Origin of the sequence: Acidovorax sp. 210-6 (genome assembly GCF_010020825.1) — a bacterium.
Taxonomy (GTDB): Bacteria; Pseudomonadota; Gammaproteobacteria; order Burkholderiales; family Burkholderiaceae_C; genus Simplicispira; species Simplicispira sedimenti.
The window spans coordinates 2,069,315-2,094,457 of record NZ_JAACJE010000001.1 but is presented as its reverse complement, the minus strand read 5'-3'; the positions used below and the strand labels follow the sequence as shown (position 1 = coordinate 2,094,457).

The 25,143-nt window shown below is 65.3% G+C and carries 32 protein-coding genes and 1 pseudogene; 22 read left to right on the top strand and 11 right to left on the bottom strand.

Going from position 1 to position 25,143, the window contains the following annotated elements; genetic code table 11:
- Nucleotides 1-5: 5 nt before the first annotated feature.
- A complete protein-coding gene (locus tag GWK50_RS09680) occupies nucleotides 6-1,190 on the bottom strand; it encodes an efflux RND transporter periplasmic adaptor subunit (RefSeq protein ID WP_162016317.1) in 1,185 nt (394 codons plus the stop codon).
- A gap of 8 nt (nucleotides 1,191-1,198) precedes the next feature.
- Nucleotides 1,199-1,867, bottom strand: a complete 669-nt coding sequence (locus GWK50_RS09675) for a TetR/AcrR family transcriptional regulator (protein ID WP_162016316.1) — start codon at nucleotides 1,865-1,867, stop codon at nucleotides 1,199-1,201.
- Between the two features lie 201 nt (nucleotides 1,868-2,068).
- Here GWK50_RS09675 and GWK50_RS09670 point away from each other — a divergent pair, with 201 nt between their 5' ends.
- From GWK50_RS09670 to GWK50_RS09630, 9 genes are all read left to right on the top strand, one after another.
- On the top strand, nucleotides 2,069-2,848 hold the full coding sequence (locus tag GWK50_RS09670) for a hypothetical protein (RefSeq protein WP_197904997.1): 780 nt from the start codon (nucleotides 2,069-2,071) through the stop codon (nucleotides 2,846-2,848).
- A 21-nt stretch (nucleotides 2,849-2,869) separates the two neighbouring features.
- Complete coding sequence (msrA, locus tag GWK50_RS09665) at nucleotides 2,870-3,424, top strand: peptide-methionine (S)-S-oxide reductase MsrA (protein WP_162016315.1); 555 nt, start codon at nucleotides 2,870-2,872, stop codon at nucleotides 3,422-3,424.
- Nucleotides 3,425-3,519: 95 nt separating this feature from the next.
- Nucleotides 3,520-3,939: a Fur family transcriptional regulator gene (locus tag GWK50_RS09660; protein WP_162018070.1), complete on the top strand. Its 420-nt coding sequence runs from the start codon at nucleotides 3,520-3,522 to the stop codon at nucleotides 3,937-3,939.
- A complete protein-coding gene (locus GWK50_RS09655; protein ID WP_162016314.1) occupies nucleotides 3,936-4,613 on the top strand; it encodes an ATP-binding cassette domain-containing protein in 678 nt (225 codons plus the stop codon). Before GWK50_RS09660 ends, GWK50_RS09655 begins: the two co-directional genes overlap by 4 nt.
- Nucleotides 4,610-5,845, top strand: coding sequence for an FtsX-like permease family protein (locus GWK50_RS09650; protein ID WP_162016313.1), 1,236 nt, complete (start codon nucleotides 4,610-4,612; stop codon nucleotides 5,843-5,845). Before GWK50_RS09655 ends, GWK50_RS09650 begins: the two co-directional genes overlap by 4 nt.
- Nucleotides 5,846-5,870: 25 nt before the next feature.
- Entirely contained in the window at nucleotides 5,871-6,122 is a 252-nt protein-coding gene (locus tag GWK50_RS09645) for a hypothetical protein (RefSeq protein WP_162016312.1), read from the top strand.
- Nucleotides 6,123-6,243: 121 nt separating this feature from the next.
- Complete coding sequence (locus GWK50_RS09640; protein ID WP_347339509.1) at nucleotides 6,244-6,816, top strand: DUF3299 domain-containing protein; 573 nt, start codon at nucleotides 6,244-6,246, stop codon at nucleotides 6,814-6,816.
- A 22-nt stretch (nucleotides 6,817-6,838) separates the two neighbouring features.
- Nucleotides 6,839-7,309 carry a hypothetical protein gene (locus GWK50_RS09635; RefSeq protein ID WP_162016310.1) on the top strand — a complete coding sequence of 157 codons (471 nt, stop codon included), beginning with the start codon at nucleotides 6,839-6,841 and terminating at the stop codon, nucleotides 7,307-7,309.
- Nucleotides 7,310-7,449: 140 nt separating this feature from the next.
- Nucleotides 7,450-9,516: a TonB-dependent receptor gene (locus tag GWK50_RS09630; protein WP_162016309.1), complete on the top strand. Its 2,067-nt coding sequence runs from the start codon at nucleotides 7,450-7,452 to the stop codon at nucleotides 9,514-9,516.
- Between the two features lie 137 nt (nucleotides 9,517-9,653).
- Here the strand turns inward: GWK50_RS09630 and GWK50_RS19860 are convergent.
- Nucleotides 9,654-9,878, bottom strand: a pseudogene (locus tag GWK50_RS19860) (phage integrase N-terminal SAM-like domain-containing protein); the annotation flags it as partial.
- Nucleotides 9,879-10,012: 134 nt separating this feature from the next.
- Between GWK50_RS19860 and GWK50_RS09625 the strand changes: the two are divergent.
- The 7 genes from GWK50_RS09625 (at nucleotide 10,013) to GWK50_RS09595 (ending at nucleotide 15,325) form a co-directional block, all read left to right on the top strand.
- Nucleotides 10,013-10,405: a DUF4124 domain-containing protein gene (locus GWK50_RS09625; protein WP_162016308.1), complete on the top strand. Its 393-nt coding sequence runs from the start codon at nucleotides 10,013-10,015 to the stop codon at nucleotides 10,403-10,405.
- 86 nt (nucleotides 10,406-10,491) lie between these two features.
- Complete coding sequence (locus GWK50_RS09620) at nucleotides 10,492-10,995, top strand: hypothetical protein (protein WP_162016307.1); 504 nt, start codon at nucleotides 10,492-10,494, stop codon at nucleotides 10,993-10,995.
- A 124-nt stretch (nucleotides 10,996-11,119) separates the two neighbouring features.
- Nucleotides 11,120-11,488: a hypothetical protein gene (locus GWK50_RS09615; protein ID WP_162016306.1), complete on the top strand. Its 369-nt coding sequence runs from the start codon at nucleotides 11,120-11,122 to the stop codon at nucleotides 11,486-11,488.
- A gap of 109 nt (nucleotides 11,489-11,597) precedes the next feature.
- Nucleotides 11,598-12,290 carry an MgtC/SapB family protein gene (locus tag GWK50_RS09610; protein ID WP_162016305.1) on the top strand — a complete coding sequence of 231 codons (693 nt, stop codon included), beginning with the start codon at nucleotides 11,598-11,600 and terminating at the stop codon, nucleotides 12,288-12,290.
- Nucleotides 12,291-12,393: 103 nt separating this feature from the next.
- On the top strand, nucleotides 12,394-12,765 hold the full coding sequence (locus GWK50_RS09605) for a hypothetical protein (protein ID WP_162016304.1): 372 nt from the start codon (nucleotides 12,394-12,396) through the stop codon (nucleotides 12,763-12,765).
- Between the two features lie 559 nt (nucleotides 12,766-13,324).
- The gene (locus GWK50_RS09600; RefSeq protein WP_162016303.1) at nucleotides 13,325-14,947 is read left to right on the top strand and encodes a sensor domain-containing diguanylate cyclase; all 1,623 of its coding nucleotides are present in this window, start codon (nucleotides 13,325-13,327) and stop codon (nucleotides 14,945-14,947) included.
- A 102-nt stretch (nucleotides 14,948-15,049) separates the two neighbouring features.
- Nucleotides 15,050-15,325 (top strand): hypothetical protein, encoded by a 276-nt coding sequence (locus GWK50_RS09595; protein ID WP_162016302.1) that lies wholly within the window; start codon nucleotides 15,050-15,052, stop codon nucleotides 15,323-15,325.
- A gap of 97 nt (nucleotides 15,326-15,422) precedes the next feature.
- Here the strand turns inward: GWK50_RS09595 and GWK50_RS09590 are convergent, their stop codons facing one another.
- On the bottom strand, nucleotides 15,423-16,121 hold the full coding sequence (locus GWK50_RS09590) for an RES family NAD+ phosphorylase (RefSeq protein ID WP_242455339.1): 699 nt from the start codon (nucleotides 16,119-16,121) through the stop codon (nucleotides 15,423-15,425).
- Nucleotides 16,121-16,495 carry an antitoxin Xre-like helix-turn-helix domain-containing protein gene (locus tag GWK50_RS09585; RefSeq protein ID WP_162016301.1) on the bottom strand — a complete coding sequence of 125 codons (375 nt, stop codon included), beginning with the start codon at nucleotides 16,493-16,495 and terminating at the stop codon, nucleotides 16,121-16,123. The genes GWK50_RS09590 and GWK50_RS09585 overlap by 1 nt, the downstream gene beginning before the upstream one ends.
- Before the next feature lie 54 nt (nucleotides 16,496-16,549).
- Here GWK50_RS09585 and GWK50_RS20030 point away from each other — a divergent pair, with 54 nt between their 5' ends.
- The gene (locus tag GWK50_RS20030; RefSeq protein ID WP_277950296.1) at nucleotides 16,550-16,684 is read left to right on the top strand and encodes a hypothetical protein; all 135 of its coding nucleotides are present in this window, start codon (nucleotides 16,550-16,552) and stop codon (nucleotides 16,682-16,684) included.
- Nucleotides 16,685-16,770: 86 nt separating this feature from the next.
- Here GWK50_RS20030 and GWK50_RS09580 read toward each other — a convergent pair whose 3' ends face one another.
- Both GWK50_RS09580 and GWK50_RS09575 read right to left on the bottom strand, forming a co-directional pair.
- Nucleotides 16,771-17,121 (bottom strand): RNA-binding protein, encoded by a 351-nt coding sequence (locus GWK50_RS09580; RefSeq protein WP_162016300.1) that lies wholly within the window; start codon nucleotides 17,119-17,121, stop codon nucleotides 16,771-16,773.
- Nucleotides 17,122-17,236: 115 nt separating this feature from the next.
- Complete coding sequence (locus GWK50_RS09575) at nucleotides 17,237-17,446, bottom strand: hypothetical protein (protein ID WP_162016299.1); 210 nt, start codon at nucleotides 17,444-17,446, stop codon at nucleotides 17,237-17,239.
- Between the two features lie 660 nt (nucleotides 17,447-18,106).
- On the opposite strand from GWK50_RS09575, the gene GWK50_RS09570 reads away from it, so the two are divergent.
- The 4 genes from GWK50_RS09570 (at nucleotide 18,107) to GWK50_RS09555 (ending at nucleotide 22,222) form a co-directional block, all read left to right on the top strand.
- On the top strand, nucleotides 18,107-18,979 hold the full coding sequence (locus GWK50_RS09570; RefSeq protein WP_162016298.1) for a FapA family protein: 873 nt from the start codon (nucleotides 18,107-18,109) through the stop codon (nucleotides 18,977-18,979).
- Between the two features lie 107 nt (nucleotides 18,980-19,086).
- A complete protein-coding gene (locus GWK50_RS09565) occupies nucleotides 19,087-20,121 on the top strand; it encodes a patatin-like phospholipase family protein (protein WP_162018068.1) in 1,035 nt (344 codons plus the stop codon).
- A 28-nt stretch (nucleotides 20,122-20,149) separates the two neighbouring features.
- Nucleotides 20,150-21,097 carry a cyanophycinase gene (locus GWK50_RS09560; protein ID WP_162016297.1) on the top strand — a complete coding sequence of 316 codons (948 nt, stop codon included), beginning with the start codon at nucleotides 20,150-20,152 and terminating at the stop codon, nucleotides 21,095-21,097.
- Between the two features lie 162 nt (nucleotides 21,098-21,259).
- Entirely contained in the window at nucleotides 21,260-22,222 is a 963-nt protein-coding gene (locus tag GWK50_RS09555; protein WP_162016296.1) for an AEC family transporter, read from the top strand.
- 21 nt (nucleotides 22,223-22,243) lie between these two features.
- Here the strand turns inward: GWK50_RS09555 and GWK50_RS09550 are convergent, their stop codons facing one another.
- The 3 genes from GWK50_RS09550 to GWK50_RS09540 are packed head-to-tail and all read right to left on the bottom strand — an operon-like array spanning nucleotide 22,244 to nucleotide 23,796.
- The gene (locus tag GWK50_RS09550; RefSeq protein WP_162016295.1) at nucleotides 22,244-22,513 is read right to left on the bottom strand and encodes a hypothetical protein; all 270 of its coding nucleotides are present in this window, start codon (nucleotides 22,511-22,513) and stop codon (nucleotides 22,244-22,246) included.
- 15 nt (nucleotides 22,514-22,528) lie between these two features.
- A complete protein-coding gene (gene pdxH / locus GWK50_RS09545) occupies nucleotides 22,529-23,176 on the bottom strand; it encodes a pyridoxamine 5'-phosphate oxidase (RefSeq protein WP_162016294.1) in 648 nt (215 codons plus the stop codon).
- The gene (locus GWK50_RS09540; protein WP_162016293.1) at nucleotides 23,173-23,796 is read right to left on the bottom strand and encodes a gamma-glutamylcyclotransferase; all 624 of its coding nucleotides are present in this window, start codon (nucleotides 23,794-23,796) and stop codon (nucleotides 23,173-23,175) included. Before GWK50_RS09540 ends, pdxH begins: the two co-directional genes overlap by 4 nt.
- 51 nt (nucleotides 23,797-23,847) lie before the next feature.
- On the opposite strand from GWK50_RS09540, the gene GWK50_RS09535 reads away from it, so the two are divergent.
- Nucleotides 23,848-24,357: an OmpA family protein gene (locus GWK50_RS09535; protein ID WP_162016292.1), complete on the top strand. Its 510-nt coding sequence runs from the start codon at nucleotides 23,848-23,850 to the stop codon at nucleotides 24,355-24,357.
- 96 nt (nucleotides 24,358-24,453) lie between these two features.
- Here GWK50_RS09535 and GWK50_RS09530 read toward each other — a convergent pair whose 3' ends face one another.
- Complete coding sequence (locus GWK50_RS09530) at nucleotides 24,454-25,134, bottom strand: GntR family transcriptional regulator (RefSeq protein WP_162016291.1); 681 nt, start codon at nucleotides 25,132-25,134, stop codon at nucleotides 24,454-24,456.
- Nucleotides 25,135-25,143: the final 9 nt, after the last annotated feature.

Here is a 25,143-nt window from a genome sequence, read left to right as displayed (position 1 = left end):
CGTCCTTAGCGTGCTGCTGCGCTGGCAGCGGGAGTCGCCGCTGGGGCAGAAGAGGGCGCTGCAGCCGCTTCGGGCAGGCGCAGCCGCGTGCCCACGGGCAACGCGCCCACGCGCCCCGCCAGCACGGCCGCGCCCTCGGGCACGCCCTGCACGGCTACCAAGGTCTGGCCCTGGGCTTCGAAACGTTCGCCCTGCTGCACGGTCACATGGGCCACGCGGCCCTGGTCGGCCACCTGCACATAGGGCACGGGCCGGTCGATGCGCACCGATTCCAGCGGCACCACCAGGCGCTCCGCCTGGCCCACATCCAGCCGTCCCTGCACAAACAGGCCATGGCGCAGCGCTGGCGTGTCGGGGCCGCGCTCCACGCCCAGGTACACCGGCACGGCGCGGCTGCCGCTCTGCGCGCTGGGGCTGATGCGCAGCACCGTGGCCTGCACGGTCTGCCCGCTGCCTTCGATGACCAGTTGCGCTTTCTGGCCCACGCGCACGCCCAGCGCATCGGCCGGTGCCAGTTGTGCTTCCAGCTCCATGCGCGAGAGGTCTACCACCTCCAGGATGCGTGTGTCCACGGCCACGCGCTCGCCGTTCTGTACCAGGCGCTGCGCCACCTGTCCGGCCAACGGACTGCGCAGCACGGCGTCGGCCAGCGACTTCTGGGCCACGTCCACGGCGGCCAGTGCGGCCTGGTGGCTGGCCTGTGCGGCGCCGAGGTTGGCCTGCGAGGTGTCCAGCGCCGTGCGCGAGATGAAGCCCTGGTCCACCAAGGCGCGGTTGTTGCTGAACTGGCGTTGCGCAATGTCCACCTGGGCGCGTGCGGCGTCGGCCTGCTGCTGCGCCTGGCGCACGCGCGCCTGCAACTCGGTGGGGTCGATGCGCGCCACCTCCTGGCCGCTGCGCACGCTGTCGCCCTCGCGCAGGGTCAGGCCCTGCACCTCGCCCGGCACCCGCGCCTTGATGAAGGCCGTCTGCACGGCACGCACGGTGCCGGTCAGGGGCACGGTCAGCGGCAGGCTCTGGCGCCGCGCCACCCACAACTCGTTGCTGGCGATCTGCATCACCACTTCCGGGGCAGCGGCGGTTGCCAGCGCTTGTTGCTGTGCCTTGCGCGCACCCAGGGCGCGCAGCGTGCCCGCACCGACCAGGACGACAACAACGGCGGCGACGGTCCAGGGAATCCAGCGTTTCATGGGGGAACTCAGGGTTGGGTAGGGGAGGGAGGGTTGGCCAGCAGCCCATGGAGCAGGGTCTCGACCTGGCTGGCGATGTAGCGCTCGGGATCGAATTCCATGTCCACCGGCACGCAGGCGCCTACCGAGTGCTTCCACAGCATCAGGAAGATCATGGGCGCCAGCACCGTGAACACCGCATATTCCAATGGCACCGGGCGGAATTCGCCCCGGTCGATGCCGCGTTGCAGCAGCGCGCGGATCATTTCTTGGCCTGGCAGGATGACTTCCTGCTGGTAAAAGGCCGTGATGTCGGGGAAGTTGCAGGCCTCGCTCAGAATGAGCTTGGTGATGCCCGAGGCGCGTGTGGAGCCGATGGATTCCCACCAGGTGCGGTAGCCATAGCGCAGCATGTCGGCGGTGCTGCCCTCGTAGTGCAGCAGTTCGTTGCGCCACTCGGCAAAGCGGCCCACGATGTTTTCGCGCACCACGGCCTTGAATAGCTCTTCCTTGCTGGGGAAGTACAGAAACAGCGTGCCCTTGGACACCCCGGCCCGTGCGGCCACTTCCTCCACCCGCGTGGCGGCATAGCCCTTCTCGACGAACAGGTCGAGCGCGGCGTCCAACAACTCGCCGGGGCGCGCTTCCTTGCGACGCTCGCGTTTGCTGTGGGAGGAGGGGAGAGCAGAATCGGGCAAATCGGAACCAAGTTAATGACTGACTGGTTAGTAATGTAGCAAATGCGTTCCAGTGGGTCAATGGAGGGTGATGGCAGCACGCCAAGTCGATCATCGGCCCCAGGGTTGCGCCGCGTCAAAACCGGATTGCCCTCCCAGGAATGCGAATGGTTGACAATCGTTCGCACTGGCATGCGGGTTTTCAGCTTAGGGAGCCACAGCATGCACTCTTTGAACACCGAACCATCCGTCCAGGCACGGCTTCGGCGGCGCGACTGGACCAAGACAGGCACGGGCCTGGCGGTCATCGCGGCGCTGGGAATGCCAGCCAGTGGCGGCGCAGGAGCCACCGAAATGACCACCGAAACCCGCGACCAGGGCATGCCCGCCTTCTATGCCCAAGCCCCCAGCATCAGCCTGCGCGACCCGCTGGCCCAGTTCCTGGGTGCGGCGCAGGATGGCGTCATGGAATACCGTTATGCCGACGCCGTGCGCCTGGCAGGCCATTCCTGCCCCACGGTGGCAGGCGCCTGGCTGATGACCCTGCACGGCCTGCGTGCGCTGTACGGCAGCGACATGCCGGTGCGTGGCGAGGTCGAGGTGCTGATGCGCGACGCACGCGACAGCGGCGTGACCGGCGTCATCGCCTCCGTGGCGCAACTGATCACCGGCGCGGCGCCCGAAACCGGCTTTCAGGGCATCGGCTCCGCGCACCGCTTTGCGCGCAACAACCTGCTGGTGTTTGGCGCGGGCAGCCTGCAAGGCGTGCTGGGACTGCGCCGCAAGGACACAGGCCAGGCCGTGCAGGTCCGGCTCGATGGCAGCATGGTGCCCTGGCCCGATGAAATGAAAGCCCTGATGCCCAAGGCCATCTCCGGCCAGGCCAGCGCCGCAGAACTGGCCCGCTTTGGCGCGCTGTGGCAAGACCGTGTGCGAAAAATGGTGGTTGAGCACGCTGCCGACACCGCCATGGTGCAGGTGTCAGACTTGAATGTCGCCTGACATAGACCAAGGAGCACCGCCATGACCCACGCCGCCACCGCCCAGCCTCTGCAAACCCTCACCCTGGGCGGCGGATGCTTCTGGTGCCTGGACGCGGTGTACCGCCGCGTGCGCGGCGTGGTGGCGGTGGAGTCGGGCTACTGCAACGGCCATGTGCCGCAGCCCAGCTACGAGCAGGTCTGCCGTGGCGATACCGGCCATGCCGAGGTGGTGCGCCTGCAGTTCGACCCCGCCCAGGTGAGCGCGCGTGAGCTGCTGGAGATCTTCTTCTGCATCCACGACCCGACCACCCCCAACCGCCAGGGCAACGACGTGGGCCCGCAGTACCGCAGCGGGGTGTACTTTGAAGACCCTCAGCACGCCGAACTGGCGCGGGACATCATCCACACCCTGGAGCGTGACGGCGGCCTGGGCGCCCCCGTGGTGACCGAGGTGCTGCCGCTGCACAACTACAGCGCCGCCGAGGACTACCACCAGGACTACTTTGCGCACAACCCGCACCAGGGCTACTGCGCCTACGTGGTCGGTCCCAAGGTCGAAAAATTCCGCAAGACCTTTGCGCAGTACCTGAAGTAAAGCCCGGGCTGCGCCGCCACGGCATAATGCAACCCGATTGCATTATGCCGACCCCCTCCGCACCTTCCTCCACCGCCTGGACCTTGCCCGCTGGCATGCGTGCGACCAAGGCCACACGCGCCCTGGCCGCGCTGTACCGCGCACGGCCCGAGGCGGCCTTGTCGCCCGCCGAAGTGCAGGCCGCACTGGTGCAGGCCGGGGTGGCGGTCAACCGCGTCACCGTGTACCGCCTGCTGGACCGCTGCGCTGCCGCAGGCCTGCTGCACCGCCAGATCGACAGTGCCCGCGTTACGCGCTACCACCTGGCCGACCCGGCGCAGCAGGAAGGCGCACCGCGTTTTGAGTGCGACGGCTGCCACCGCCAGTTCCGCCTCGACCAGGGTGCCGACCGCCTGCAAGGCGCCCTGCAGCAGGTGCTGCGCGCCCTGGCGCGCTCGGGCCACCAGGGGCAGAGCGTGGACATTGCCGTGCACGGCCTGTGCGCGGGCTGCGCCCACCCGGAGCGCGGCGCATGATCCGCACCCAGGGCCTGGCGTGCAACTACGCTGGCGCCCAGCCGCTGCGCTTTCCCGATGTGGACCTGCCCCAGGGCGGCCGCCTGCTGGTGCAGGGGCGCTCGGGCAGCGGCAAGTCCACCTGGCTGTCGCTGGTGGCCGGGCTGCGCACGCCCAGTGCCGGGCAGGTGTGCGTGGCGGGCCAGGCGCTGACGGATCTGCGCGGCAGCGCGCTGGACGCCTGGCGTGCCAGGGCCATTGGCTTCTTGCCCCAGCGCCTGCACCTGAGCCACGCCCTGAGCGTGCACGACAACCTGGCGCTGGCCTACTTTGCCGCCGGCCTGCCGCGCGACGATGCAGCCATCGCCCAGGCGCTGCACCCCCTGGGCGTGGGCGACCTGGGCGCACGCTATCCGGCGCAGTTGTCGGGCGGGCAGGCGCAGCGCGTGGCCCTGGCCCGTGCCGTGCTGCTGCGCCCGGCGGTGCTGCTGGCCGACGAGCCCACCGCCAGCCTGGACGACGAAGCCGCCGCCCAGGCGCTGGACCTGCTGCAGCAATGCTGCCGCGCCTGCGGCGCCAGCCTGGTGGTGGCCACGCACGACCGGCGCGTGCACCAGGCACTGCCCGGCGCCCAGGTGCTGGATTTGAATGAAATCGGCCTCCAAGGCAATCAGGACGGGCGCAAGCAGCTATGAAAACAATAGCGCAACTGGCCCGCCTGTCCTGGCGCTATCTGTGGTCGCGCCCGCTGGCCACGGCACTCAACCTGCTGCTGCTCACGCTGGGCCTGGCCGCCATCACCCTGGTGCTGCTGGTGGCCACGCAGATCGACCGGGCCTTCGAGCGCGACCTGCGCGGCATCGACCTGGTGGTGGGCGCCAAGGGCAGCCCGTTGCAGCTCATCCTGGCGGGGGTGTTCCACATCGACGTGCCCACCGGCAACATCCCCCTGGCCGAAGTGCAGCGCCTGCAGGCCCACCCCATGGTGGAGCAGGTCATCCCGCTGAGCCTGGGCGACAGCTACCTGGGCCACCGCATCGTGGGCACCGAGCCAACCTACGTGGCGCATTACGCCGCCACGCCCGCCCACGGCCGCCTGTGGCAGCAACCCATGGAGGCCGTGTTGGGCGCCAGCGCCGCGCAGGCGCTGGCACTCGGCGGGCAGGGTGATGCCCGCCTGCTGGGCGCGCAGTTTGTGGGCAGCCATGGCCTGGGCGGCGGCGGGCACGCGCATGGCGATCACCCCTACACCGTGACCGGCGTGCTGGCGCCCTGCGGCTGCGTGCTGGACCGGCTCATCCTCACCGGCACCGAATCGGTCTGGCAGGTGCACGAAAGCGGCCATGCCGACACCCCCGACGACCTGCAGGCCCTGCGCGAGGAGCGCGAAGTCACCGTGGCCCTGCTGCGCTACCGCACGCCGCTGGCCGCCGTCACGCTGCCGCGCCTCATCAACAGCGACACGGCCCTGCAGGCCGCCGCCCCGGCCATGGAAATCACGCGCCTGCTGCGCCTGCTGGGCGTGGGCGCCGACGTGCTGCGCGCCTTTGGCGCCGTGCTGCTGGTGGTGGCCGCGCTCAGCGTGTTCATTGCGCTGTGGAACGCCGTGCGCGAGCGCCGCGCCGACCTGGCCATGCTGCGCATGCTGGGCGCTCCGCCGCGCCGCGTGGCGGGCCTGCTGTGGTGCGAAGCCCTGTGGCTGGCCCTGCTGGCCACCGGCCTGGGCCTGCTGCTGGGCCATGCCCTGGCCGAACTTATGGGCTACCTGCTGCAGGCCCAGGGCCTGCTGCCCGTGACCGGGCGCCTGTGGCTGGCCACGGAATGGCTGGTGCCCGCACTGGCCACCGGCGTGGCCCTGCTGGCTGCGCTGCTGCCTGCGCTGCAGGCCTACCGCGCCGATGTGGCCGAACTGCTGGCCCACGCCTGACCTCCAACCCTTGAAAGGAAACACCATGTTCAAACGCCAGTACCTCATCACCCTGGCCCTGGCATTGCTGGGTGCCACTGCGGCCCAGGCACAAGCCCACAAGGACAAGGAAACCCAGGAAGACATCGAACGCCACCGCGCCATGGCCGCTGCGCACGAGGCTGCCGCCCAGTGCCTGAAGGCTGGCAAGGGCCACGACCAGTGCATGAAGGAGCTGCAGGCCGCGTGCAAAGGGCTGGCCATTGGCAAATACTGCGGGATGAAACATGCGCATTGAGGGAGCACCCCCCTGTGGCGCTGCGCGCCTTCCCCCCTCTCTCGCACCGCTGCGCGATGCGGGAGGGGGGACGCACCCGGTGGACGGGCGGAGCCTGATCCACGGGTGCCCTGGTAGCCCCTTGGGTGCGCTGTGGCGTGCCTTGTGCGCCGCCGCCCTGGCCCTGGGCGCGCTGCCCGCCGCCGCCCAGGCCCCCGCAGCGGGGCAGGGCGGGGCGCCTGTGCTCACCTCGCCCGTGCCCAGCGGCACCGCCCAGCCGGGTGCGGCGGGCTTGCCGCAGGGCACCGGCGCGGGCTACCACAGCCCGCAAAGCCCCATCAAGCCGCTGCCCCAGCGCGAGGACGTGCTGCCCTGGTCCACGCTCACGCAGTTGGAGAAAAAGACCACCAAGACCCGCGTCGTGCCCCAGTTCAGCGCTGAGCAGCAGGCCCTGCACGGCACGGTGCAGCGCGTGCAGGGCTTCATGGTGCCGCTGGACGCCAAGGAGCTGCAGGTGCACTTCCTGCTCACCACCGTGCCGCTGACCTGCTCGTTCTGCATACCCGGCGGGCCCGAAAGCATGATCGAAGTGCGCGCCAAGCTGCCCGTGCGCTACGGGCTGGAGCCCGTAGTGGTGCAGGGGCGCCTGCAGTTGCTCAAGGACGACCCCTACGGCCTGTTCTACCGGCTGGTGGACGCGGTGCCCGTCAAGTAAGACCATGAACACGTTCTAAGGCATGCATCTGCCCGCCCGCACCCTGCCGCACGCCTTGCGGCACACCCGCGCCAGCGCTGCGGCACCACGCCGCGCGCCTGGGTGGGGTGGCGGGCGCGTGCTGCTGGCCTGGCTGCTGTGTGCACTGCTGGCAGCGCCGCTGCTGGGGCGCCTGCACGCCCTGGCACACCCCGGCGTACAGGCCCATGGGGCGCACGGTGCGCACTCAGTCCAGAAACGTGCGCCGGGTGAACCTGCTGCCCACACCCTGGCCCACCTCCTGGCCGAACACCCCAGCAGCGCCGACTGCCAGTTGTTCGACCACCTGGCCCTGGCCGATGCCGCCCCCTGCGCAGCGGGCGCCACGGCCAGCCCGCCGCTCCCGGCCCTGCCGGTGCAGGCGGCACGCACGGCGCCTGCCACGGCGCACGCTGCTCAGTACCACGCCCGTGGCCCGCCAGGGGTGGTGCAGTCCCTGGTGCATCTTGGCTGAATGCTATTGAATTGATAGCTGCTTGCGCCCGTAAACAGGGCGCTTCAGGCCATTTTTATTGAGATTTTTGCGGCCACCCCAGGCCGTGCGCGTCCACTTGCGTGCAGGGGCGGTCGCGCCCGTGATTTGGATCCCCCCCCATGCAAACCATTGCCCCCATCCCATGCCTGCCGCGCCTGCGCCCTGTGGCGCTGGCGGTGGCCCTGTCCTGGAGCGTCGCTGCGGCGGCGCAAGACGCTGCGCCCAGCCTGCCCGATGTGACCGTCTCTGCCAGCGGTCTGCAACTGGGCGCCAGCGACATGACCACGCCCGTGACCGTGCTCGAAGGCGACGAACTCGTGCGCCGCCGCGAGGCCACGCTGGGCGAAACGCTGAACAGCGAACCTGGCATCACCAGCAGCCACCTTGGCGCCGGGGCCAGCCGCCCCATCATCCGGGGCATGGACGGCCCGCGCGTCAAGGTGCTGAGCGACGGCGCCGAGCTGCACGACGCCTCCACCATGAGCCCCGACCACGCCGTGGTTGCCGAGCCCCTGCTTGCCACCCAGATCGAAGTGCTGCGCGGCCCCTCGGCCCTGGTGCATGGCGACGGCGCCGTGGGCGGCGTGGTCAACGTGCTCGACGGCAAGGTGCCCACCGCCGTGCCCGCCAAGGGCTACGAAGGCAGCCTGGAGCTGCGCGCCAACAGCGGCGCCCGCGAGAAGGCGGGCGTGTTCTCGCTCACCGGCGGCACGGGTAACCTGGCCGTGCACGTCGAAGGCGTGGCACGCGACGCCGCCGACTACCGCGTAGGCCCCAACTGGGTGCACGAAGACCATGTGGACCGCAAGGTGCCCGGCAGCTTCAACCGCACTGACACCGGCAGCGTGGGCATCTCGTGGGTGGGCGAGCGCGGCTACCTGGGTGCCGCCTACACCCGCCAGACCGCCAAATACGGCCTGCCCGGCCACAACCACGGCTTTGAAGGCTGCCACACCCACGGCAACCACCTGCACTGCGGCAGCCACGGCGAGGACGACGGCCACGACCACGGCGGCGAGGGCGAACACGGCGACGTGCCCGTGGTGGACTTGCGCAGCGAGCGCCTGGACATCCGGGGCGAGCTGCGCAACCCCTTTGCAGGCTTCACCGCCTTGCGCCTACGCGCCGGCATCACCGACTACCAGCATGACGAGGTGGAGGACGGCACCCCCGTCACCACCTTCAAGAACAAGGCTCACAGCGCCCGCGTGGAATTGCAGCACGAACCCCTGGCCGGCTGGCGCGGCATGCTCGGCGTGCAGGCATCGCAACGCCGCTTTGCCGCCGAGGGCGACGAGGCCTACATCCAGCCCACGACCACGCGCCGCGCCGGCCTGTTCGCGCTGGAGGAATACCGCTGGGGCGACTGGCGCTTTGAAGCCGCCCTGCGCCACGACCGCCAGACGGCCCAGGCCGAAACCAGCGGCATTGAACGCAGCCACAACGGCACCTCGGCATCGCTGGGTGCGGTGTGGAAGTTCCGCCCCGGCTACCAGCTGGGCGCCAGCCTGACCCGCGCCAGCCGCGCCCCCACGCCCGAAGAGCTGTACGCCCGCGGCCTGCACATGGCCACCGCCACCTACGAGCGCGGCGACGCCAGCCTGCGCGCAGAAACCTCGAACAACATCGACCTGAGCCTGCGCAAGACCAGCGGCGACACCACCTTTGGCGTGAGCGTGTTCCGCAACCGCATCAACGGCTACATCCACGGCACCACGCTCGACGAGCTGGACGGCCTGCAACTGCTGCAGTACGCCCAGCACAACGCCACCTTCACCGGCATCGAAGCCCAGGTGCGCCAGCGCCTGAACCGCCACGTGGGCCTCACCCTGTTCGGCGACGCCGTGCGCGCCCGCCTGGCGGACGGCAGCCTGCTCCCCCGCATCCCCCCGGCCCGCGCCGGCCTGCGCCTGGACGCCACCTGGAACGCCTGGCAAGGCCAGGTGGAATGGCTGCAAGTGGCCCGCCAAAACCGCGTGGCCGCCTTCGAGCAGCCCACGCCCGGCTACGGCATGCTGAACCTGGGCGTGAGCTATAGCGGCCAGACGAATGGCACGCCCTGGCAGGTGTACCTGAAGGGAAACAACCTGACGGACCGGCTGGCCTACGCCCACACCTCCTTCATCAAGAACGCCGCGCCTTTGATGGGGCGCAATGTGACGGTGGGGGTGAGGGTGGCGTTCTGACGGGGGATGCCGTCGTGATGTGAACGAGCCAGCGGCGGGGGAGGGTGCTGCTGGCTTCGCAACAGCGCCTCGGTGACCGCCATGTGCGAAAGCAGCGTCTGAACCTCCTGCACCGTCAGCACCACCGGAATCCGAATGGTCAGAAAACCCTCGACTTCAGCTTGCCCCATTTCGCGCGGATGTCGAAACCCACCATGGCTGCGGGCCGTCCACAACACAAACGCATTGGCACAGTAGACATAAGCCTTCTCGGTCTATAGGCTGTAATGCAGGTAGCGAACCCGTTCGCGCACCTGATCGAGCAGCTTGATGGATCGGGGAGGGACCCAGTCAGGTTTGTCAGATCTGTTATACCTGTTCATACATCCAGTATGATGCTTTAAAGGATTGATTTCAAACACTTTTTGGGGGTGCCGTGCGACTTTGTTTAACGACCACGGCTGTGGGTATCCGGTGTTTGGTCAGATAAACCATAAGTTAGAAAAGTAGGAAACCCATGCGGCTAATTTTTTGCTTATTTTTGGTATTTTTTGTTGCTTCCTCGAATGCCCATACATACAAGTGCAAAGACAAATCAGGCAATTGGACAGAGCAAGCATGCCCTGACTATGAACAAAGAATGCAGCTAGAGGCTCAGAAGGCTGCGCAGCAAACTGCGTTAAGAAATTGGGAGCCAAAAATCGGGATGTCGGCAGATGAAATACGGCGTGTTATCAAATCTGAAGAATGTCGTTCCACAAGAGCATTCAAATGGTGCGGCTATTACAAAATAAATGCCACCAAAACAGTTGGAGGCACAAGGGAGCAATGGGTTTTTACAAACGTCAATGGAATGCCACTTTGGTATCTCTATTTTAATAACGGCATTCTCGTAACAATTCAAGATTAAGATTCTAACTATTCGTCGCAGCCGACCGCCTACGGCGGCGGCTGAACTCAGGGCGTTATACCTTTTCCAGTGGGAACAAGTGTGCAATGAAATTTGAAAAGAATGATCTATTAGGACTAGTAGACAGCCTAAAGTCTACTATCGAATTGCATGAAGTGAGCACTGAAAAACAAGATTCGCTCCTATCCGATATACTTTTTCATGTCGCGTACATGATCGACGAAAAGCAGGGATCAGCTTTGCACGAGAATGTATTTGAGATGCTTGAAGAGTTCTCTCCTCTTCCAAAAGATTATCTCGTCTGCGAGTTGGTAGTGAGACTGGGTAGGAAAAAGCTCGAAACCAATATTTTAAAATCGAATATTGAAGTTCCTCGCAGCATGCAACTGAATTTGGAGGCTCTCCTCGGTCTAAGAGATATATCTGAGATTGACGATAATATTGATACTGAATCAAAATTCAAAAGATTGACAATTACAGGGCTGGTTTTTGAAGGCCTAGATGGCACCAAGGAATCATATTCAGAGCAGTTTGATAGTTTGAATGAGCTTGTTGGCTTTATACTTAAAGTTGCGAGTAAATGGGTATAACAAGCGCGTGCAAGGGACAAAACTACGCTCCGGAAAATTGTGGTTTGCTGCGCAAGAATTACCACAATTTACCTCCACTCCGTTTTGCCCCTGACGCGAGCGTTAGCAAAAAAGGAGAATATTGGTGAATCTTTCTGAAGAGTTGAAAGACGCTTTCGATCAGTTTGTTTCATCACAAATATCGAAGGACTTTTTGCGCAGTATCGTTGCAAAGGTTGACGAGCGTGATGTCGATATACTTGTTGAGGCGGTTTCGCGACTAGATGATCCAAGTGAGTATTGCCAAGACGACTATGATGATAAAACTGTCACAGGCTTTTTCCTCTACATCGATTTCATAAGTGCATTGCTAATTAACTTGGGAGAGCCAGCTACAAAATTGCTCTCTAAATATGCCGGATGTAAACATCCGTACGTTCCATGGATAATAAAATACGCCGAAGACTCCAGATTCCATAATGATATTATGGCAAAATTTAGTGATGTTTTCTGAGCGTCATTTTTTTGCTAACTCTGCGTTCAAGCCGACCCGCCTACGGCGGGCGGCTTACCTTGGCTATTATGCATCGAAGACGGTGCTCAGCTAAACTCGGAGGCAAGCGATGGATACCGACTTTCTCAAAATCTTTGTCCACCTCACAGCAGCACTCCTGGCTGGAGGAATTATTGGGCTTGAGAGAAGCTTTCACGGTCGGCCGGCTGGTTTTCGCACTCATACGCTTGTGTGTCTTGCTTCCAGCCTGCTAATGCTGGTCACGCTCTATCAGTGGCAGTGGCTGCCGGGCGTTCCACTCGACACTGTACGAACGGACCCAACGCGCATGGCCCAGGGGATCATGACCGGTATCGGCTTTCTGGGCGCGGGCGTGATTTTCAAGGAAGGGCTTTCGGTTCGCGGCTTAACAACGGCTGCCTCGATTTGGATTACCGCAGCCATCGGAATTTTGCTTGGCATTGGGTTCTATGCACCAGCCGTCCTTGCTACAGCTTTTACCATCGGAACTCTTTCGTTCTTCCGCTGGATCGAAGCGAAACTACCATCCCATTACTATGCCCATCACTTCGTTCGCTTTGATCGAAGTAACGTCATGCCAGAACCCGAGCTAAGAGCGTTCTTGGAGCAAAACGGCTTCACGGTTGCCAACATGAGCTACCGGGTTTCAGATGATCGACTTTCGTTTGAGTACCGAATGGTCATTCGCACCATCAACCCGGAAAACCTCTCGGCGCTTGCTGTTTCTCTGCGCCAACTGGAGACCGTTCGTGCCTTCCGCATTTCGCCAACGGGTGATTGATAGAGCAGCGGTGGCATCGATGCATAACCTTTCGGTCAACACGGACGCTGCGCGATAAAGCCGCGCAGCGCCGGTTACCTCGTTAGGCTTCTTGGAACAATTCATGAACACCTGCGAACAAAGAGCAGCAATCGGCGCCGGAGCCGCTGCTATCGCGATCGGCGGTCTATTTGCCCTGTCGGTGGTGGAAAAAACCTCAACGTCACAGCTCATTGCGCTCTGCCTTTTCTCGGTCTCGGTTCCAGCACATTTGCTTTTCGCGCTAATTCAGCTAAACAGCGCGGTTGAGAACAACCCCCGAAATTCCATCGTAAGTACTTGGTCGTTTTGGCCAGGCCAAGCAACCTTATTCCTTGGCATTGCGATCTGTCTTTGGGGTGCTTCATCAGCGGCTGCGGCTTGCTTTGTCATCAGCGTTCTTGTGGCGTTATGGGCCTATGGCTACGCCGCCAAGACAGATAGGCGCAAAGCCTAACGACTCGGCCCGCCAAGTAGGAAAGGCCACCACGCCGCCATGCAAGGCTCAAATTCACCACCAGCGCCCATGCCTTCGGCATCGGCTGTCCGCGGTTCCACCACCGCGCTGCGTAGCTGCCAGCCTAACTCTTCTATATGGCCTCCCCCACAACAGCAAGAGCCTGACCGATTGGGGATCAAGGGGTAAAGAACCTGCAGTCGCATATCCGGCATCTGTTGTGAACTCTGTGGTGGTCCGTGCCGACATGGAATCTGCGTTACCACGTCGCCACACGTTGCAAGCGGCAGGCAAGCTGCCGGAAGAGTTATCGGCATAGTGCGGTATGGGAGGAACCCGATGGGCCATGAGGGTCGATCAAACCCGTCGCAAGTGGAGAAGGGGACTGGGACAATTCACAGCGGCCGGGGACGGCGTTGCTGGCTTGCACACTTTCGCTGCCCCAAACCACCGAAACCAAGGGGGCACCGGTGCCATAAACCCATGCCATACTTGATCCAACGCGGTTGATTTTTCTATCCGTTGGATGTATTCGCCCCCCTTTTCGCGACAGCCCTGCATGCCCACCACTCCCGCGCCGTCCGCAAAGCTGCTGCAACTGCTGCCCGAGGCGGTGGTGCAAACCGATGCGCTGTGGGAGATCACTTATCTGAATCCGGCGTGGCACAAGCTCACCGGCCATTCGGTGGAGGCGGCGCTCGGCAGGTCTCTGCTGGAATTCGTGCATCCCGACGACATCGGCACCATGCGCTCGGGCATGCCGGTGTTCCGGATGCGATTCGCCGGCGCGGATTACCGCTGGGTGCGTCTGCAGCTCCACCCGGAGACGGATGCGGCGGAGCGGGTGATCAGCCGCCAGGGGGTCCTGATCGAGATCACCGAGGTCACCGAGCAGGTGCTGGTGGAGATTCGCCAGCGCTTTCTGCGCTTGCTGGAAACCATTGATGGCGTGGTGTGGGAGGCTGAAATCGGCGTGGGCAACACCTTCCTGAGCCCGCAGGTGGAGCGCTTGTTCGGTTACTCCGTGGAGGAATGGCGGGCTGACCCGGGCTTTTGGCGGGCGCATGTGCATCCCGATGATCTGGAGCAGGCCCTGGTTATCGACGATGCCGCCTACAACGCCACGCACAGCTATGCCTACGAGATGAGTTACCGGCTGATTGCCAAGTCCGGCAAGGTGGTGTGGGTGCGTGACCTGTGCCGCGCGGTGGTCGAGCAGGGGCGGCCGAACCGCATGATCGGCCTGATGATCGACGTGACCCAGCAGAAGAACACCGAACTGGAGTTGGTGCGCTCCGAAAACCGCTATTCGCTGGCGACCCGCGGGTCCAATGACGGCATCTGGTATTGGGACTTGCGCACGGACGCCCTGCATGTGTCCGGGCGCTTTCACCAGATCGTCGGGCTGGCTGGCGGCGATCATGTGCACGATGGTGGCTGGCGCTTTCTGGAGCAGCTCATCGACCCCGAGGATCGCGCTCGCGTGCAGGCGGCCTGCCGCAGGCACCTAGCGGGGAACAGCCCGAACTTTTCGGTGGATTTCCGCGCGTACCACGGGTCTGGGCGGCTGGTGTGGGTCAACTGGCGCGGGCTCGCCGAGTTTGAAGACGGCGTTGCGGTGCGCATGGCGGGGTCGCTCAGCGATCTGGCCGAGCGTGGCAGTTCCTACGATGCGCTGACCAACTTGCCCGGCCGGCCCTTGTTCCGCGATCGCCTCGCGCATCTCATCGCGTTGCAGCAGAACGAGGCGGCGAGCGACGATGGCGTGCCGGCACGCGATGGCGCCACGATGTTCGCGGTGCTGCTGCTGGATCTCAACCGTTTCAAGGCCGTCAATGACACCTACGGGCACCATGTGGGCGACCAGCTGTTGCAGCAGGTGGCGCGGCGGCTCGAATCCTGCGTGCGGGCGGTGGATCTGGTCGCCCGCATGAGTGGCGACGAGTTCAATGTGCTGCTGGAGTCCATTGACCCCGCTGAAGCCATCCAGCGCGCCCAGCAGATTGCCGCCGCCCTCGCCGCGCCTTACGTGATCGGCGAACATACCGTGCGCAGTGGCGCGAGTATCGGATTGGTCAGCAGCGCATCCAGGCTGGCAACGGTGGACGACTACCTGCGCGAGGCAGACAACGCCATGTACCGGGCCAAAAGCCAGTCATTGGGGGTGTGCGTGTTTCAGTAAGCAGCGCAGCCCCGACCCACCGGCCTGCACGGTTCCCGGGGTGGCTCCATCGCCATCGCCGGTTCGCCAGGCCTTTTTGAAACCCAGGCTTTGGGAGCTTTCATGACACCAGCAGTAAAAGCGGCCGTGATTACGAGCGCCATCTTTGTCGCAGCCATCGCCCTCAATCCCTCTGCAGAACGGCATCGCAGCCAAATCAAGGAATCCATTGCGGAGCGCAGTCCATTGGCGGGCCTTTTGGGGGTTGGGGCATTGACTGCGTTTGTCAGCAACTACCACTCGCTGGGGGTGGCGTCCTACACCAGAGTCCAAGACAAGACCGTCTCGGTCGGTTTTTTGGGCATGGTGTTCGTCCTCGACTCTGACAAGGATCGTTGAGTCTTGGTTGTTGCTACCGGCCCTTGGGGTCGGCATGGTCAGGCCCCGTTTGCTGGCTCCGCGCGTGCCCAAAGGGCGGTTGTCTGAATCTCACCCATCAAAAATCGAACCGCTCCCGCCCGTTCGACAGCGTGACCCGGTCGCGCGTGGTGTGGCAGTGCCAGCGCTCGTACCGGCCCTCGGGGGTCCGCATGGTCAGGCTGTGTGGGTTGAACACGGCGGCGCACGCATGCCCTGGGGCGCGGACCGAGGCGTAGTGGATCCACGCCACGTTACCCGCTTCGCGCACCAGGGCGCCGAGCTTCTGGGTTTCGGTGTAGTCGCTGGGGTGCTTCCAGTGCGTTTCGGCCTGGGACCAGGGGGGTGATTGCAGGTCGATGGCACGGCCCTGCACGGCGGCTTCGTACAGGGAGTGGTCGGTGAGCAGGTGCTGGGTGATGAGGCCCGCGCTGTCAAGCAGAAAGCGCTGGCGCCAGTAGGCGATTTCGGCGCAGGCGCAGTAGGGGCCGTCCGCGCCGTACCAGATGCCGGGCATGTGCGCGCTGCGAAAGCGCGAGCCCGTGGGCGGCAGGTAGCGGAAGGGCGCCGCCAGCAGGTAGTGGATACCCTGCGCCTCGAGCGGCAGGGGCGGCTTGCTGGCGTCCAGCATTTGCTCCAGCAGGTCTTGCTCGGCGGCGGTGTCCACCAGGCGCATGGTGGCCGCGATGTGCTGTGTTTCGACCATGCGAAATGCGTGCATGGCCAGAGGCTGGGTGTGCTCTTGCACCCAGCCGGGGTTCCACACCGTGGCGGCCATCAGGCGGCAGCCCGCATGCCGTCCAGGTAGGCCAGGGCGTTGACCAGGCCGGTGGGGTTTTCGATGAGCGCGGCGGGTGTGCCGTTGAGCGCCTTGTTGTGGCTGCGCAGCCAGTCGTGGCGCTTTTGCGCGTCGGAGCCGACCAGCGGGTCGAGCGAGCGAAACAGGCGCACCACGAGCAGGGCCAGTTGGCCTTCCTTGGATTCTGGCGCGATGCCGCGCGCACCGCCGGCAATGCGGCTGATGGTGGGCTCGCTCAGTCCAATCACGCGCGCCAGGGCGGCGTTGGAGAGGTGCAGTTCCTGGGCGGCACGGATGGTTGCCTTGCCCAGCACCATGGCTTTGTCCGGGGCGGTGGCCACATGGGGTTGCATGAAGGGCTCCTGTGTTTCCTCGGAAAGAATATATCACAAATGCTCAATATTTGCATGCACATTGTGCTGGTGATGCGGGCAAGCATGCGGCACGGGCTGCGGACGTTGGTGGCGCCCTCACAGGTGGATTTTGAGACTATTTTTGGCCTCCAGCGCTTTGCCATCAAGCGCAACCAGCTATCGTATTGATAGCAATTGGGCTTTGCCACCCCATGGATGCGGGGCGAAAAAAAACCGGCTCCTCAGAGCCGGTTCTTCATGGGGGCTTACTGGAATCAGTAACGGCCGCCGCCGAAGCCGCCGGAGCCGTAGCCCACGTCGGAGCGTTTGTTGCCGCCGTAGCCGTTGGCGCTGTAGCCACCCGAACCACGGTTGTCTTCACGGGGGCGGGCGAGGTTGACCACAATGGCGCGGCCATCGACCGACACGCCGTTCAGGGCAGAGATGGCGGCCTGGGCTTCTTCAGCGCTGGCCATTTCCACAAAGCCGAAGCCTTTGGAGCGGCCGGTGTCGCGGTCCATCATGACCTTGGCGGAGGCAACGCCACCAAACTCGGCGAAGTTGCTTTCCAGGCTGGCGTTGGTCACGGAGTAGGGCAGGTTGCCCACGTAGATTTTGCTGCTCATGCAAGAGCCTTTCTGAAAGATGGTGCGCAATGAAGGGCGCACCGTTGGGGTTGGGATGCGCGGGTGGGGAGTCCGCAGCAAGGGTATGGGTTGAATACGGGCCTGGCTGACCGGGTCAGCACACGGGCGGGTGCTGCATGCTCGTTTGCAGCCAGCCCTGGGTAACGGCAAAGAGCCGGGCGGCTTCGCGCGAGGCAAAGGCTTTGTCAAAACGGAACACGCGGCAGTAGCTGCCGTTGCCCTGGGAGCGATGGACCGAGAAAGAGGCGCGAAAGCGCCCGCAGGCGGTCGGGTGGGTCGTGGGCGAAACGACGTACTTGCCCATGGAAATGGCGGTTTGTGAAATGGGGAACATTCAGGATCGCAGGCTCGAAATGGCCGGCGTGAGCATCAAGGGACGCGGTGGGCTGCAGCTCTACAGACCCACGGGGCGACAAAGGTCGCAAAAGGCAGCCTGCGGGGAGGGGCTTGCGCCGCTGGGCAGGCGTTGCGTTGGGTGCAACGGAGCAAATTATAACTCAAAATTTATTTGATTTGAATTTAATATTATTGAAAGTTTTAAAAATGCATGTGGTGCAGGCCTTGTGCGGCGCAAGTCCACCCGCTGGAGTGCGATACCGCTGCGCTGCTACCATAGCGTCCATGCGTTTCCAGCCCCCGGCTTTGCCCCACCCAGCCCCGCTGCGCGGCTGCCTGTGCGTGGGCGGGGGCGGCGCCGTGGTGCGTGAGATCTGGCCTTACAAGCCGGTCGCACATTCCTCCGCCCGGCGATAACCCTTTCCCCTTTTGCGCAACACATCCATCGCCGGGCACCCGCTCAGCGCGATGGCGGCCTGCTGCGTTGTTGACACCTTGATCGGTTCATCGGCCCGGGCCGCTTCCTCAGGAGATGTTTCATGCACACCGTTCTTGCGTGTGGGCCCACGCCCATCTGGTCACACCCCGTTCATCCTCCATCCACGCAGCTGCGCCGGGGGTGAGCGCGATGGAGTTCACCAAAAAGTTTCTGCGGGCCAAGAGCCCTTGTGCCGACGGTTTTCGGTGGTTCAGCCGCCATGTGGAGGACGGCAGCGGCTATCAGGAGGCGCTGGACACGCTGGTCAGCGCCGGGCGGGTGGGCGACGCCTGCTGGCTGTTGTCGCAGTTTGGTCCCACCTCCGCCGTGCTGTCGGTGGACCGGCTGGAGGCCGATGCCATCGTGTTTGCGGGCACGGTGGTAGTGCGCGGCAGCATCGATGTGACCACCGTCATCCAGGCGGGCCGCTCCATCCGGGCGGGTGGCGGGGTGCGGGCCGGGCAGTCCATCGTGGCGGGGGAGGACATTCGCGCGGCGGGTGGCATCGTCAGCCAGGGCTTGCTGCAGGCGGGTGGCGATGTGCGCGCCGATTGGGGCGTGGAAGCGGGGGGCGACATCGTCTGCGCGGGCGACCTGCGGGCCGCCTGGGATGTGGTGTGCCATGGCAAGCTGCAGCTCCAGGGCGGCGCCTTTGTGGGGCAGGACCTCATCGCCCACGGCCCGGTGGAGTGTGGCAAGGGCCTGCGCGTGGGCGGCCATCTGACCGGCGAAGCGGGCCTGCGGGCGGGGCAGGGCATCGTGGTGGGCGGTGCCATCACCGGCGGGGCGCACCTGGAGGCGGGCTGGGGCATCAAGGCGGGTGAGTGCATCCATGCCCAGGGCGCCATCAAGGCGGGCGAAAGCCTGTGCGCGGGCGGCGAGATCTGCGCAGGCCCAGGTTATGGCGTGTTTGCCGGGCTGCATGTGCAGCAGGAAACCTGGGAGGCCAGCGCGCAGGTGTGGTCGCGCGAGCGCCCCGAGGGCCTGCGCAGCGGCGTGTGGCTGGGGCCGAGCGCGGTGTGAGCTGCGGCAGCGGCCGCAGGCGGTAGAACCTTGCGCCATCCGCCTACACCCACCGGCCGCCACCCGCCGCTACACTTCAGGCCCCCATGACAGTTCCATCCTTCGGCATGCGCCCCGGCTCCTTTCCGCGCGCCCTGGCGTGCCTTCTGCTTGCCACCCTGGCCGCCTGCGGCAGCAGGCCGCCCAGCCCGGCCCCGGTCGTCCCCGACGCCACGGGCACCATGACTTCCGCTCCCCCGATCAGGATCGGCATCGCCCTGGGCGGCGGTGCGGCCAAGGGGTTTGCGCACATTGGCGTCATCAAGATGCTGGAGGCCAATGGCTTTGCACCCTCCGTGGTGGCGGGCACCAGCGCGGGCAGCGTGGTGGGGGCCTTGTATGCCAGCGGCATGAATGCGTTTGAGCTGCAGGAAAAGGCCGTGGCGCTGGACGAGGCCAGGATCCGCGACCTGCAGCTATCGTCCGGCGGGCTCGTGCTGGGCCAGAAGCTGGAGGACTACGTCAACGAGCAGGTGCGCCGCAAGCCGCTGGAGCAGTTGGCCAAGCCCTTTGTGGCGGTGGCGACAAGGCTGGAGGATGGCGAGCGCACCGTGTTTGCGCGCGGCAACACGGGGCAGGCGGTGCGGGCTTCAAGCAGCGTGCCGGGCGTGTTCCAGCCGGTCACCATTGGCAAGTACCACTATGTGGATGGCGGCATCGTGAGCCCGGTGCCGGTGGACGCGGCACGCCAACTGGGCGCCGACGTGGTGGTGGCGGTGGATATTTCCAACAAGGCGCGCGGCCAGACGCCCAGCCACCTGCTGGGGGCGCTGAACCAGTCCATCGCCATCATGGGCCAGAAGCTGGGGCAGGCCGAGCTGGCGCGGGCCGACATCACCATCCGCCCGCAGGTGCTGGACATGGGCCCGGCAGACTTCACCCAGCGCGCCAGCGCGATTGTTGAGGGCGAAAAAGCCGCCCTGGCTGTGATGCCGCAACTGCGCGAGCGCGTGGCCAAACTACAGGCCGAGCGCGCCCAGGCGGTGCGCCAGGCGCAGCAGAAGGCGGCCGAGGCCGAGCACAAGGCTTGCCTGGAAAACCGCTCGCGCCTGCAAAAGCTGGCGGGCACGGTGGGGCTGGACGGCTCCTGCGAGCGGCCCTGACGCTTTAAACCAGTTCACGGTGTCATTCATGGTGGTCGTGCGCAGTGTGCGCCCGTTGCTGCATGTGCGGCGGGTCTCGGTGGTTGTGGGTTGGCTGGTGTGCCTGGTGGCGCTGTGGGCCTTGCCAGCGTGGGGGCAGATGCCGAGCTTTTTCAGACAACCCAAGGGAAGCCTGCTCATTGTGGGGGGCGGCGATACGCCGCTGCAGGTGGTGCAGCGCTTTGTGGCGCTGGCCGGTGGCGCGGAGAAGGCCCGCATCGCCGTGCTGCCCATGGCCAGCGCCCAGGGGGACGAAGAAGCCCAGGAGATGGTGGCCGACTTCCAGCGGCTGGGCGTCAGTGCGCAGGTGGTGGACATCGGGCCGCAGGACGCCGATGCGGACAGCACCGTGGCAAGGCTGGAGGCCTTCACCGGCTACTGGTTCTCGGGCGGCGACCAGACGCGCCTGTCGTCGCTGCTGGTGGGCAGCCGGGCGCTGCAGGTGATTGAAACGCGCTACCAGAACGGTGCTGTGGTGGGCGGCACGTCGGCCGGTGCGTCGGTGATGAGCAGCCTCATGCTCACCGGCAACTGGCGCACCCCGAACAATGCCGAAGAGCAGGAGCAGATCAACATTGCACGCGGCATGAAGGAGCTGGCTCCGGGGTTTGGCTTCTTCAAGGGCGCCATCGTGGACCAGCACTTCATGCACCGGGCCCGCTACAACCGCCTGCTCAGTGCGGTGCTCGACCATCCGCAGCTCATCGGTGTGGGCATCGATGAGGAAACCGCTTTGCTGGTGCGGCCGGACGGCGTCTGGGAGGTGCTGGGCACGCACTACGTCAAGCTGTTCGATGCGCGGCAGGCCCGCATCATCGATGACACCAACGACCTCCTGGCCAAGGCCAGCGACATCCGCATGCACATACTGCCAGAGGGCGGCACCTTTGACCCACGGCGTGGCAGGGTACGCTTTCCGCTTCCGCCACAGCCTTGATGCAGCGCAGACCCCGGGCATGCCGGGGAATTGGTTTTACAAGCAAAATACGACCCTGGCGCTTTTGCAGCAAGCGCTACCAGCTATTATTTTGATAGCGCATGAGGTCTGAGGCCACTGCGCCAAAGCCGGGCATGCGCATTTCCCTGTACGGCCTGTCTCTTGAACTCCCCTGTTCTTTCTTCGTTCGTGCCCGTGGTGCTGTTCATTGCGCTGGGCTACCTCTCGGGCCGCCAGGGCTGGATTCGAGCACAGGCCGTCAAGGATTTGTCCAACCTCGTGTTCATGGTGCTGGCGCCCGCACTGCTGTTTCGTACCATGGCCGGGGTGCATGTGCAGGAGCTGGATTTCGGGCCGATTGCGGTGTACTTTGGCGGGGTGGCGCTGGTGTTTGGCGCCACGCTGGCCTGGGCGGGGTTCAGCACCCTGGGCGCGGTGCGCGCGCTGGGCCACACCTTCAGCAACAACGTGATGGTGGGGGTACCTCTGGTGGGGCTGGTGTTTGGGCAGGCGGGGCTGGTCACGCTGTTCACGCTGATCTCGGTGCACGCGCTCATCTTGCTCACCGTGGCGACGGTGGTGCTGGAACTGGCCCTGGCGCGCAACCAGCCCGGCGGCGCCGATGGCCAGGCCCATGTGCCACCGGCCCTGTGGCGCATGGTGCTGCAGGCCTTGTGGAGTGGCCTGGTGCACCCGGTGCCGTTGCCCATCATCGCGGGCCTGCTGTACGCGCAAACCGGCTGGCCCATTCCTCCCCTCATCGACAAGCCCCTGCAACTGCTGGGTCAGGCCCTGGGACCATTGGCGCTGCTGTTGGTGGGGGTGACCTTGGCGTTCTCCACCGTGGGGCCGCATTTCCGCGCGGCGCTGCGCATTGCCCTGGTCAAGAACGCCGCACTGCCCCTGGCCGTGGGCACGCTGGGATGGGCGCTGGGGCTGTCGGGCCTGCCGCTGGCGGTGATGGTGACGGCTGCTGCACTGCCGGTGGGCGCCAACGTGTTCCTGTTTGCCCAGCGCTACGAGGTGGGACAGGACGAAATGACCGCTGGCGTCACCGTGTCCACCGCACTGGGCATGGCCACCGTACCGGTGGTGCTGTGGGTGGTGACGCGCTGGGCGGTGTGATGCGCAGGGCCTGGCAGGCCTTCAGCGCATACGTCCATCGCGATGCCGATCCACCAAACTGTCCAAGAGCAGTCTCAGTACGATGGTTCCCAGGGCCGATGCCACCAGGCTGACCAGTGCCGCGATGGGCCAGAACGGATCGAGATAGCCCAAATGCAGCCAGTTGCCGACCTGGAACAGCATAGGCGGTAGCAGCACAGAAACGGCCATGGCGTTGCGCCCCGGCAAACGCCTGTAGGTCAGCACATTCACCAGAACGATCAGCGCAGCAAGAATCAGCAGTGCCATCATGGGCAATGCCGTGCCTCAGGGTGCCAGCCGCTCGCGCACCCAGGCGCCGGCTTCCTGGCGGTAGTGCAGGCGGTCGTGCAGGCGGCTCTTGCGACCTTGCCAGAACTCCCACTGATCGGGCACCAGGCGGTAGCCCCCCCAGTGCGGCGGGCGCGGCGGCTTGAGCATGAACTGGGCGCCGTATTTGGCGGCATTGGCCACCAGCACGCTGCGGCCCGAAATGACCTGGCTTTGCGGGCTGGCCCAGGCGCCGATGCGCGAGTCCAGCGGGCGGCTGTGGAAGTATTCGTCGCTCTCGGCGTCGCTCACTTTCTCGACGGTGCCTTCGATGCGCACCACGCGCTCCAACTCCACCCAATGGAACTGCAACGCCGCATACGGGTTGCCCGCCAACTGGCGGCCCTTGCGGCTGTCGTAGTTGGTGTACCAGACGATGCCGCGCGCATCAAAGCCCTTGATGAGCACGACGCGCGTGCTGGGCCGCAGGTCGCTGCCCACAGTGGCCAGGGTCATGGCGTTGGGTTCGGGGATCTGGGCGGCCAGGGCTTCCTTGAGCCACTGGTCGAACTGCTGCATGGGGTCGGCGTGCGAGGCGTCTTCGTTGAGTTCGGCGCGCTCGTAGCTTTTGCGCAGGTCGGCGATGGAGGGGGTGGGGCTGCTCATGCCCCCGATTGTGCCGTGGGTGTGTCGCCCTGGGAGTCTTGGGCGCTTTCGATCAGGCGCCGGAGCGCGCGGTCGTGGATGCCTACGGCGCGCAGGCCTTCGTAGGTGTCCAAGGCGTAGTCCTGCGTGCTGCCGTAGCGGCCCTGGGCCTGGGCGAAGATGCGGCGGTACTGTTCCATCGGCAGCGTGCCCGTGTAGTGTGGGCTGCGGCGCGAGAGCGTGAACGCCAGCGCCTGTACCGGCCCCTGCGGGGTGTGGCAGGGGAGCCAGCGCGGGTCGTACACGGCCACGGGCATTTCGCGCTGCCACAGGGTGCGCAGCACCGGTTCACCCTGGGCTTCGCGCACGCGAAACACCACCCCGTGGCAGCTGCCGCCGGGCAGCATGCCGAACACCAGGCCGGGGCATTGCGGCGTGCCCCGGTTGACGTGGCTCCACATCTTGAGTGCGCGGTGCCAGCCATGCACCCTGGCCGGGCGGCGTTCGGCGTAGTCAAAGTCGGGCCGCCAGATGAGCGAGGCATAGCCAAACACCCACAGGTCGCCCCGCCCCCTCCAGGTGCGCAGGGTGTGCTCCAGCAAGGGCGCGGGGTCGCGGGTGGAGGGGGAGAAGGCGGTCATAGTGCGGTTCTACAATGCGCGGTGACCTCATTTTTCCATGGAGTATCCAAGATGTCGTTCAGCAGTTCCGACGATGACAGCCAGCAGCGCTTTGCCCTGGGCTTTTTGTTTGCCTTGATCGCCCTGGTCGTGGCCGGCGTGGTGGGCACGGTGGTGGTCAAGCGCGGCCTGGGCGGCGCCAAGGCGCCCGCCGTGGCGGCAGCCCCTGCCGCTGCTGTGGCAGACGACGGCGCCAGCGTGCGCGTGGAAAACGGTGTGGTCAAGTTCTACTTCGCCACCGGCAAGGCCGATCTGGCGGCGGGCGCCAACGAGGCCCTGGCCGACATCGTCAAGGGCGTGGCCGCAGGCCAGAAGGCCGTGGTATCGGGCTTCCATGACGCCACGGGCGACGCCGCGCAGAACGCCGAGCTGGCCAAGAACCGCGCCCTGGCCGTGCGCGACGCCTTGCAGGCCCTGGGCGTGGCCGAAGACCGCATCGAACTCAAGAAGCCCGAAGCCACCCAAGGCACCGGCAGCAACGCCGAAGCCCGCCGCGTCGAAGTGGTGCTCGCAGGGGCTTGAGTCCCCAGGCGCTCTGGGCGCCACAGCGGCGGCAATTGCCGCTCCAGCGCCGCATGGATTGGCCCTGCGGCGCTTTGTTTTGCGCGTATGGCGGGGCTACCTGTCAATCACGCGCCGGGCAAAGCGCTCCAGATAATCCATGAGCTGGTTCGCGCCCGCTACGGCGGCGGCCTCGTTGCCCGTGGCGATGCCCTGGGCCAGTGCCATGTGGGCGCGCGCGCCCTCGGCAATCTCGCCCTCGTGCTGGTAGGCGTACCAGAAGCGGCGGCATTGCACGATGAGCGGCACCACGCACTTGACGGCGGAATGGTTCTGGCTGGCCAGGTGGTTCACAAGGTCTAGCTCGTGGTCGGCGCGCATGTATGCGTCGAGGTCGCCGCTGTGCGCGGTCTCCACCATGTGCTCGGCACAGCGCAGGATGTCGGCGCGCTGGGGTGCGGTGGCGCGGCGGGCCGAGCAGGCGGCGATCAGGCATTCGAGCACGCGCCGGGTCTGGATCACGTCGAGGTGGTCGGCCAGGTCGATGGTGGAGACCAGCAGGCCCCGGCGCGGCTGCTGCACGATCAGGCCGATGGAGACCATGCGCAAGAGCGCCTCGCGCACGGGCGTGCGGCCCAGGCCGGTGCGCTCCACAATCTCGGCCTCGACCACGGGGCTGCCGGGGCGCATCTCCAGCGTGGAGATCAGCGTCTCGATGGCGTCGTAGGCGATGTCGGCCGCGCGCCGCTTGGGCGCGGCGGCGGGGCGGGGCGTTTCGGTGGTCAGATCGGGGGGCATGGCGTGGGG

Excerpts from the sequence above, each read along its gene's own strand:
- GWK50_RS09590 (WP_242455339.1), bottom strand. The coding sequence starts at position 16,121 with ATGGCCGCCACGGTGTGGAACCCCGGCTGGGTGCAAGAGCACACCCAG.
- GWK50_RS09535 (WP_162016292.1), top strand. The coding sequence starts at position 23,848 with ATGTCGTTCAGCAGTTCCGACGATGACAGCCAGCAGCGCTTTGCCCTG.
- GWK50_RS09620 (WP_162016307.1), top strand. The coding sequence starts at position 10,492 with ATGAAATTTGAAAAGAATGATCTATTAGGACTAGTAGACAGCCTAAAG.
- GWK50_RS09655 (WP_162016314.1), top strand. The coding sequence starts at position 3,936 with ATGATCCGCACCCAGGGCCTGGCGTGCAACTACGCTGGCGCCCAGCCG.
- pdxH (WP_162016294.1), bottom strand. The coding sequence starts at position 23,176 with ATGAGCAGCCCCACCCCCTCCATCGCCGACCTGCGCAAAAGCTACGAG.
- GWK50_RS09565 (WP_162018068.1), top strand. The coding sequence starts at position 19,087 with ATGCGCCCCGGCTCCTTTCCGCGCGCCCTGGCGTGCCTTCTGCTTGCC.
- GWK50_RS09610 (WP_162016305.1), top strand. The coding sequence starts at position 11,598 with ATGGATACCGACTTTCTCAAAATCTTTGTCCACCTCACAGCAGCACTC.
- GWK50_RS09625 (WP_162016308.1), top strand. The coding sequence starts at position 10,013 with ATGCGGCTAATTTTTTGCTTATTTTTGGTATTTTTTGTTGCTTCCTCG.
- GWK50_RS09600 (WP_162016303.1), top strand. The coding sequence starts at position 13,325 with ATGCCCACCACTCCCGCGCCGTCCGCAAAGCTGCTGCAACTGCTGCCC.
- GWK50_RS09630 (WP_162016309.1), top strand. The coding sequence starts at position 7,450 with ATGCAAACCATTGCCCCCATCCCATGCCTGCCGCGCCTGCGCCCTGTG.
- GWK50_RS09585 (WP_162016301.1), bottom strand. The coding sequence starts at position 16,495 with ATGCAACCCCATGTGGCCACCGCCCCGGACAAAGCCATGGTGCTGGGC.
- GWK50_RS20030 (WP_277950296.1), top strand. The coding sequence starts at position 16,550 with ATGCACATTGTGCTGGTGATGCGGGCAAGCATGCGGCACGGGCTGCGG.
- GWK50_RS09570 (WP_162016298.1), top strand. The coding sequence starts at position 18,107 with ATGGAGTTCACCAAAAAGTTTCTGCGGGCCAAGAGCCCTTGTGCCGAC.
- GWK50_RS09660 (WP_162018070.1), top strand. The coding sequence starts at position 3,520 with ATGCGTGCGACCAAGGCCACACGCGCCCTGGCCGCGCTGTACCGCGCA.
- GWK50_RS09635 (WP_162016310.1), top strand. The coding sequence starts at position 6,839 with ATGCATCTGCCCGCCCGCACCCTGCCGCACGCCTTGCGGCACACCCGC.
- GWK50_RS09560 (WP_162016297.1), top strand. The coding sequence starts at position 20,150 with ATGGTGGTCGTGCGCAGTGTGCGCCCGTTGCTGCATGTGCGGCGGGTC.
- GWK50_RS09645 (WP_162016312.1), top strand. The coding sequence starts at position 5,871 with ATGTTCAAACGCCAGTACCTCATCACCCTGGCCCTGGCATTGCTGGGT.
- GWK50_RS09650 (WP_162016313.1), top strand. The coding sequence starts at position 4,610 with ATGAAAACAATAGCGCAACTGGCCCGCCTGTCCTGGCGCTATCTGTGG.
- GWK50_RS09595 (WP_162016302.1), top strand. The coding sequence starts at position 15,050 with ATGACACCAGCAGTAAAAGCGGCCGTGATTACGAGCGCCATCTTTGTC.
- GWK50_RS09530 (WP_162016291.1), bottom strand. The coding sequence starts at position 25,134 with ATGCCCCCCGATCTGACCACCGAAACGCCCCGCCCCGCCGCCGCGCCC.
- msrA (WP_162016315.1), top strand. The coding sequence starts at position 2,870 with ATGACCCACGCCGCCACCGCCCAGCCTCTGCAAACCCTCACCCTGGGC.
- GWK50_RS09575 (WP_162016299.1), bottom strand. The coding sequence starts at position 17,446 with ATGGGCAAGTACGTCGTTTCGCCCACGACCCACCCGACCGCCTGCGGG.
- GWK50_RS09550 (WP_162016295.1), bottom strand. The coding sequence starts at position 22,513 with ATGATGGCACTGCTGATTCTTGCTGCGCTGATCGTTCTGGTGAATGTG.
- GWK50_RS09540 (WP_162016293.1), bottom strand. The coding sequence starts at position 23,796 with ATGACCGCCTTCTCCCCCTCCACCCGCGACCCCGCGCCCTTGCTGGAG.
- GWK50_RS09580 (WP_162016300.1), bottom strand. The coding sequence starts at position 17,121 with ATGAGCAGCAAAATCTACGTGGGCAACCTGCCCTACTCCGTGACCAAC.
- GWK50_RS09605 (WP_162016304.1), top strand. The coding sequence starts at position 12,394 with ATGAACACCTGCGAACAAAGAGCAGCAATCGGCGCCGGAGCCGCTGCT.
- GWK50_RS09670 (WP_197904997.1), top strand. The coding sequence starts at position 2,069 with ATGCACTCTTTGAACACCGAACCATCCGTCCAGGCACGGCTTCGGCGG.
- GWK50_RS09680 (WP_162016317.1), bottom strand. The coding sequence starts at position 1,190 with ATGAAACGCTGGATTCCCTGGACCGTCGCCGCCGTTGTTGTCGTCCTG.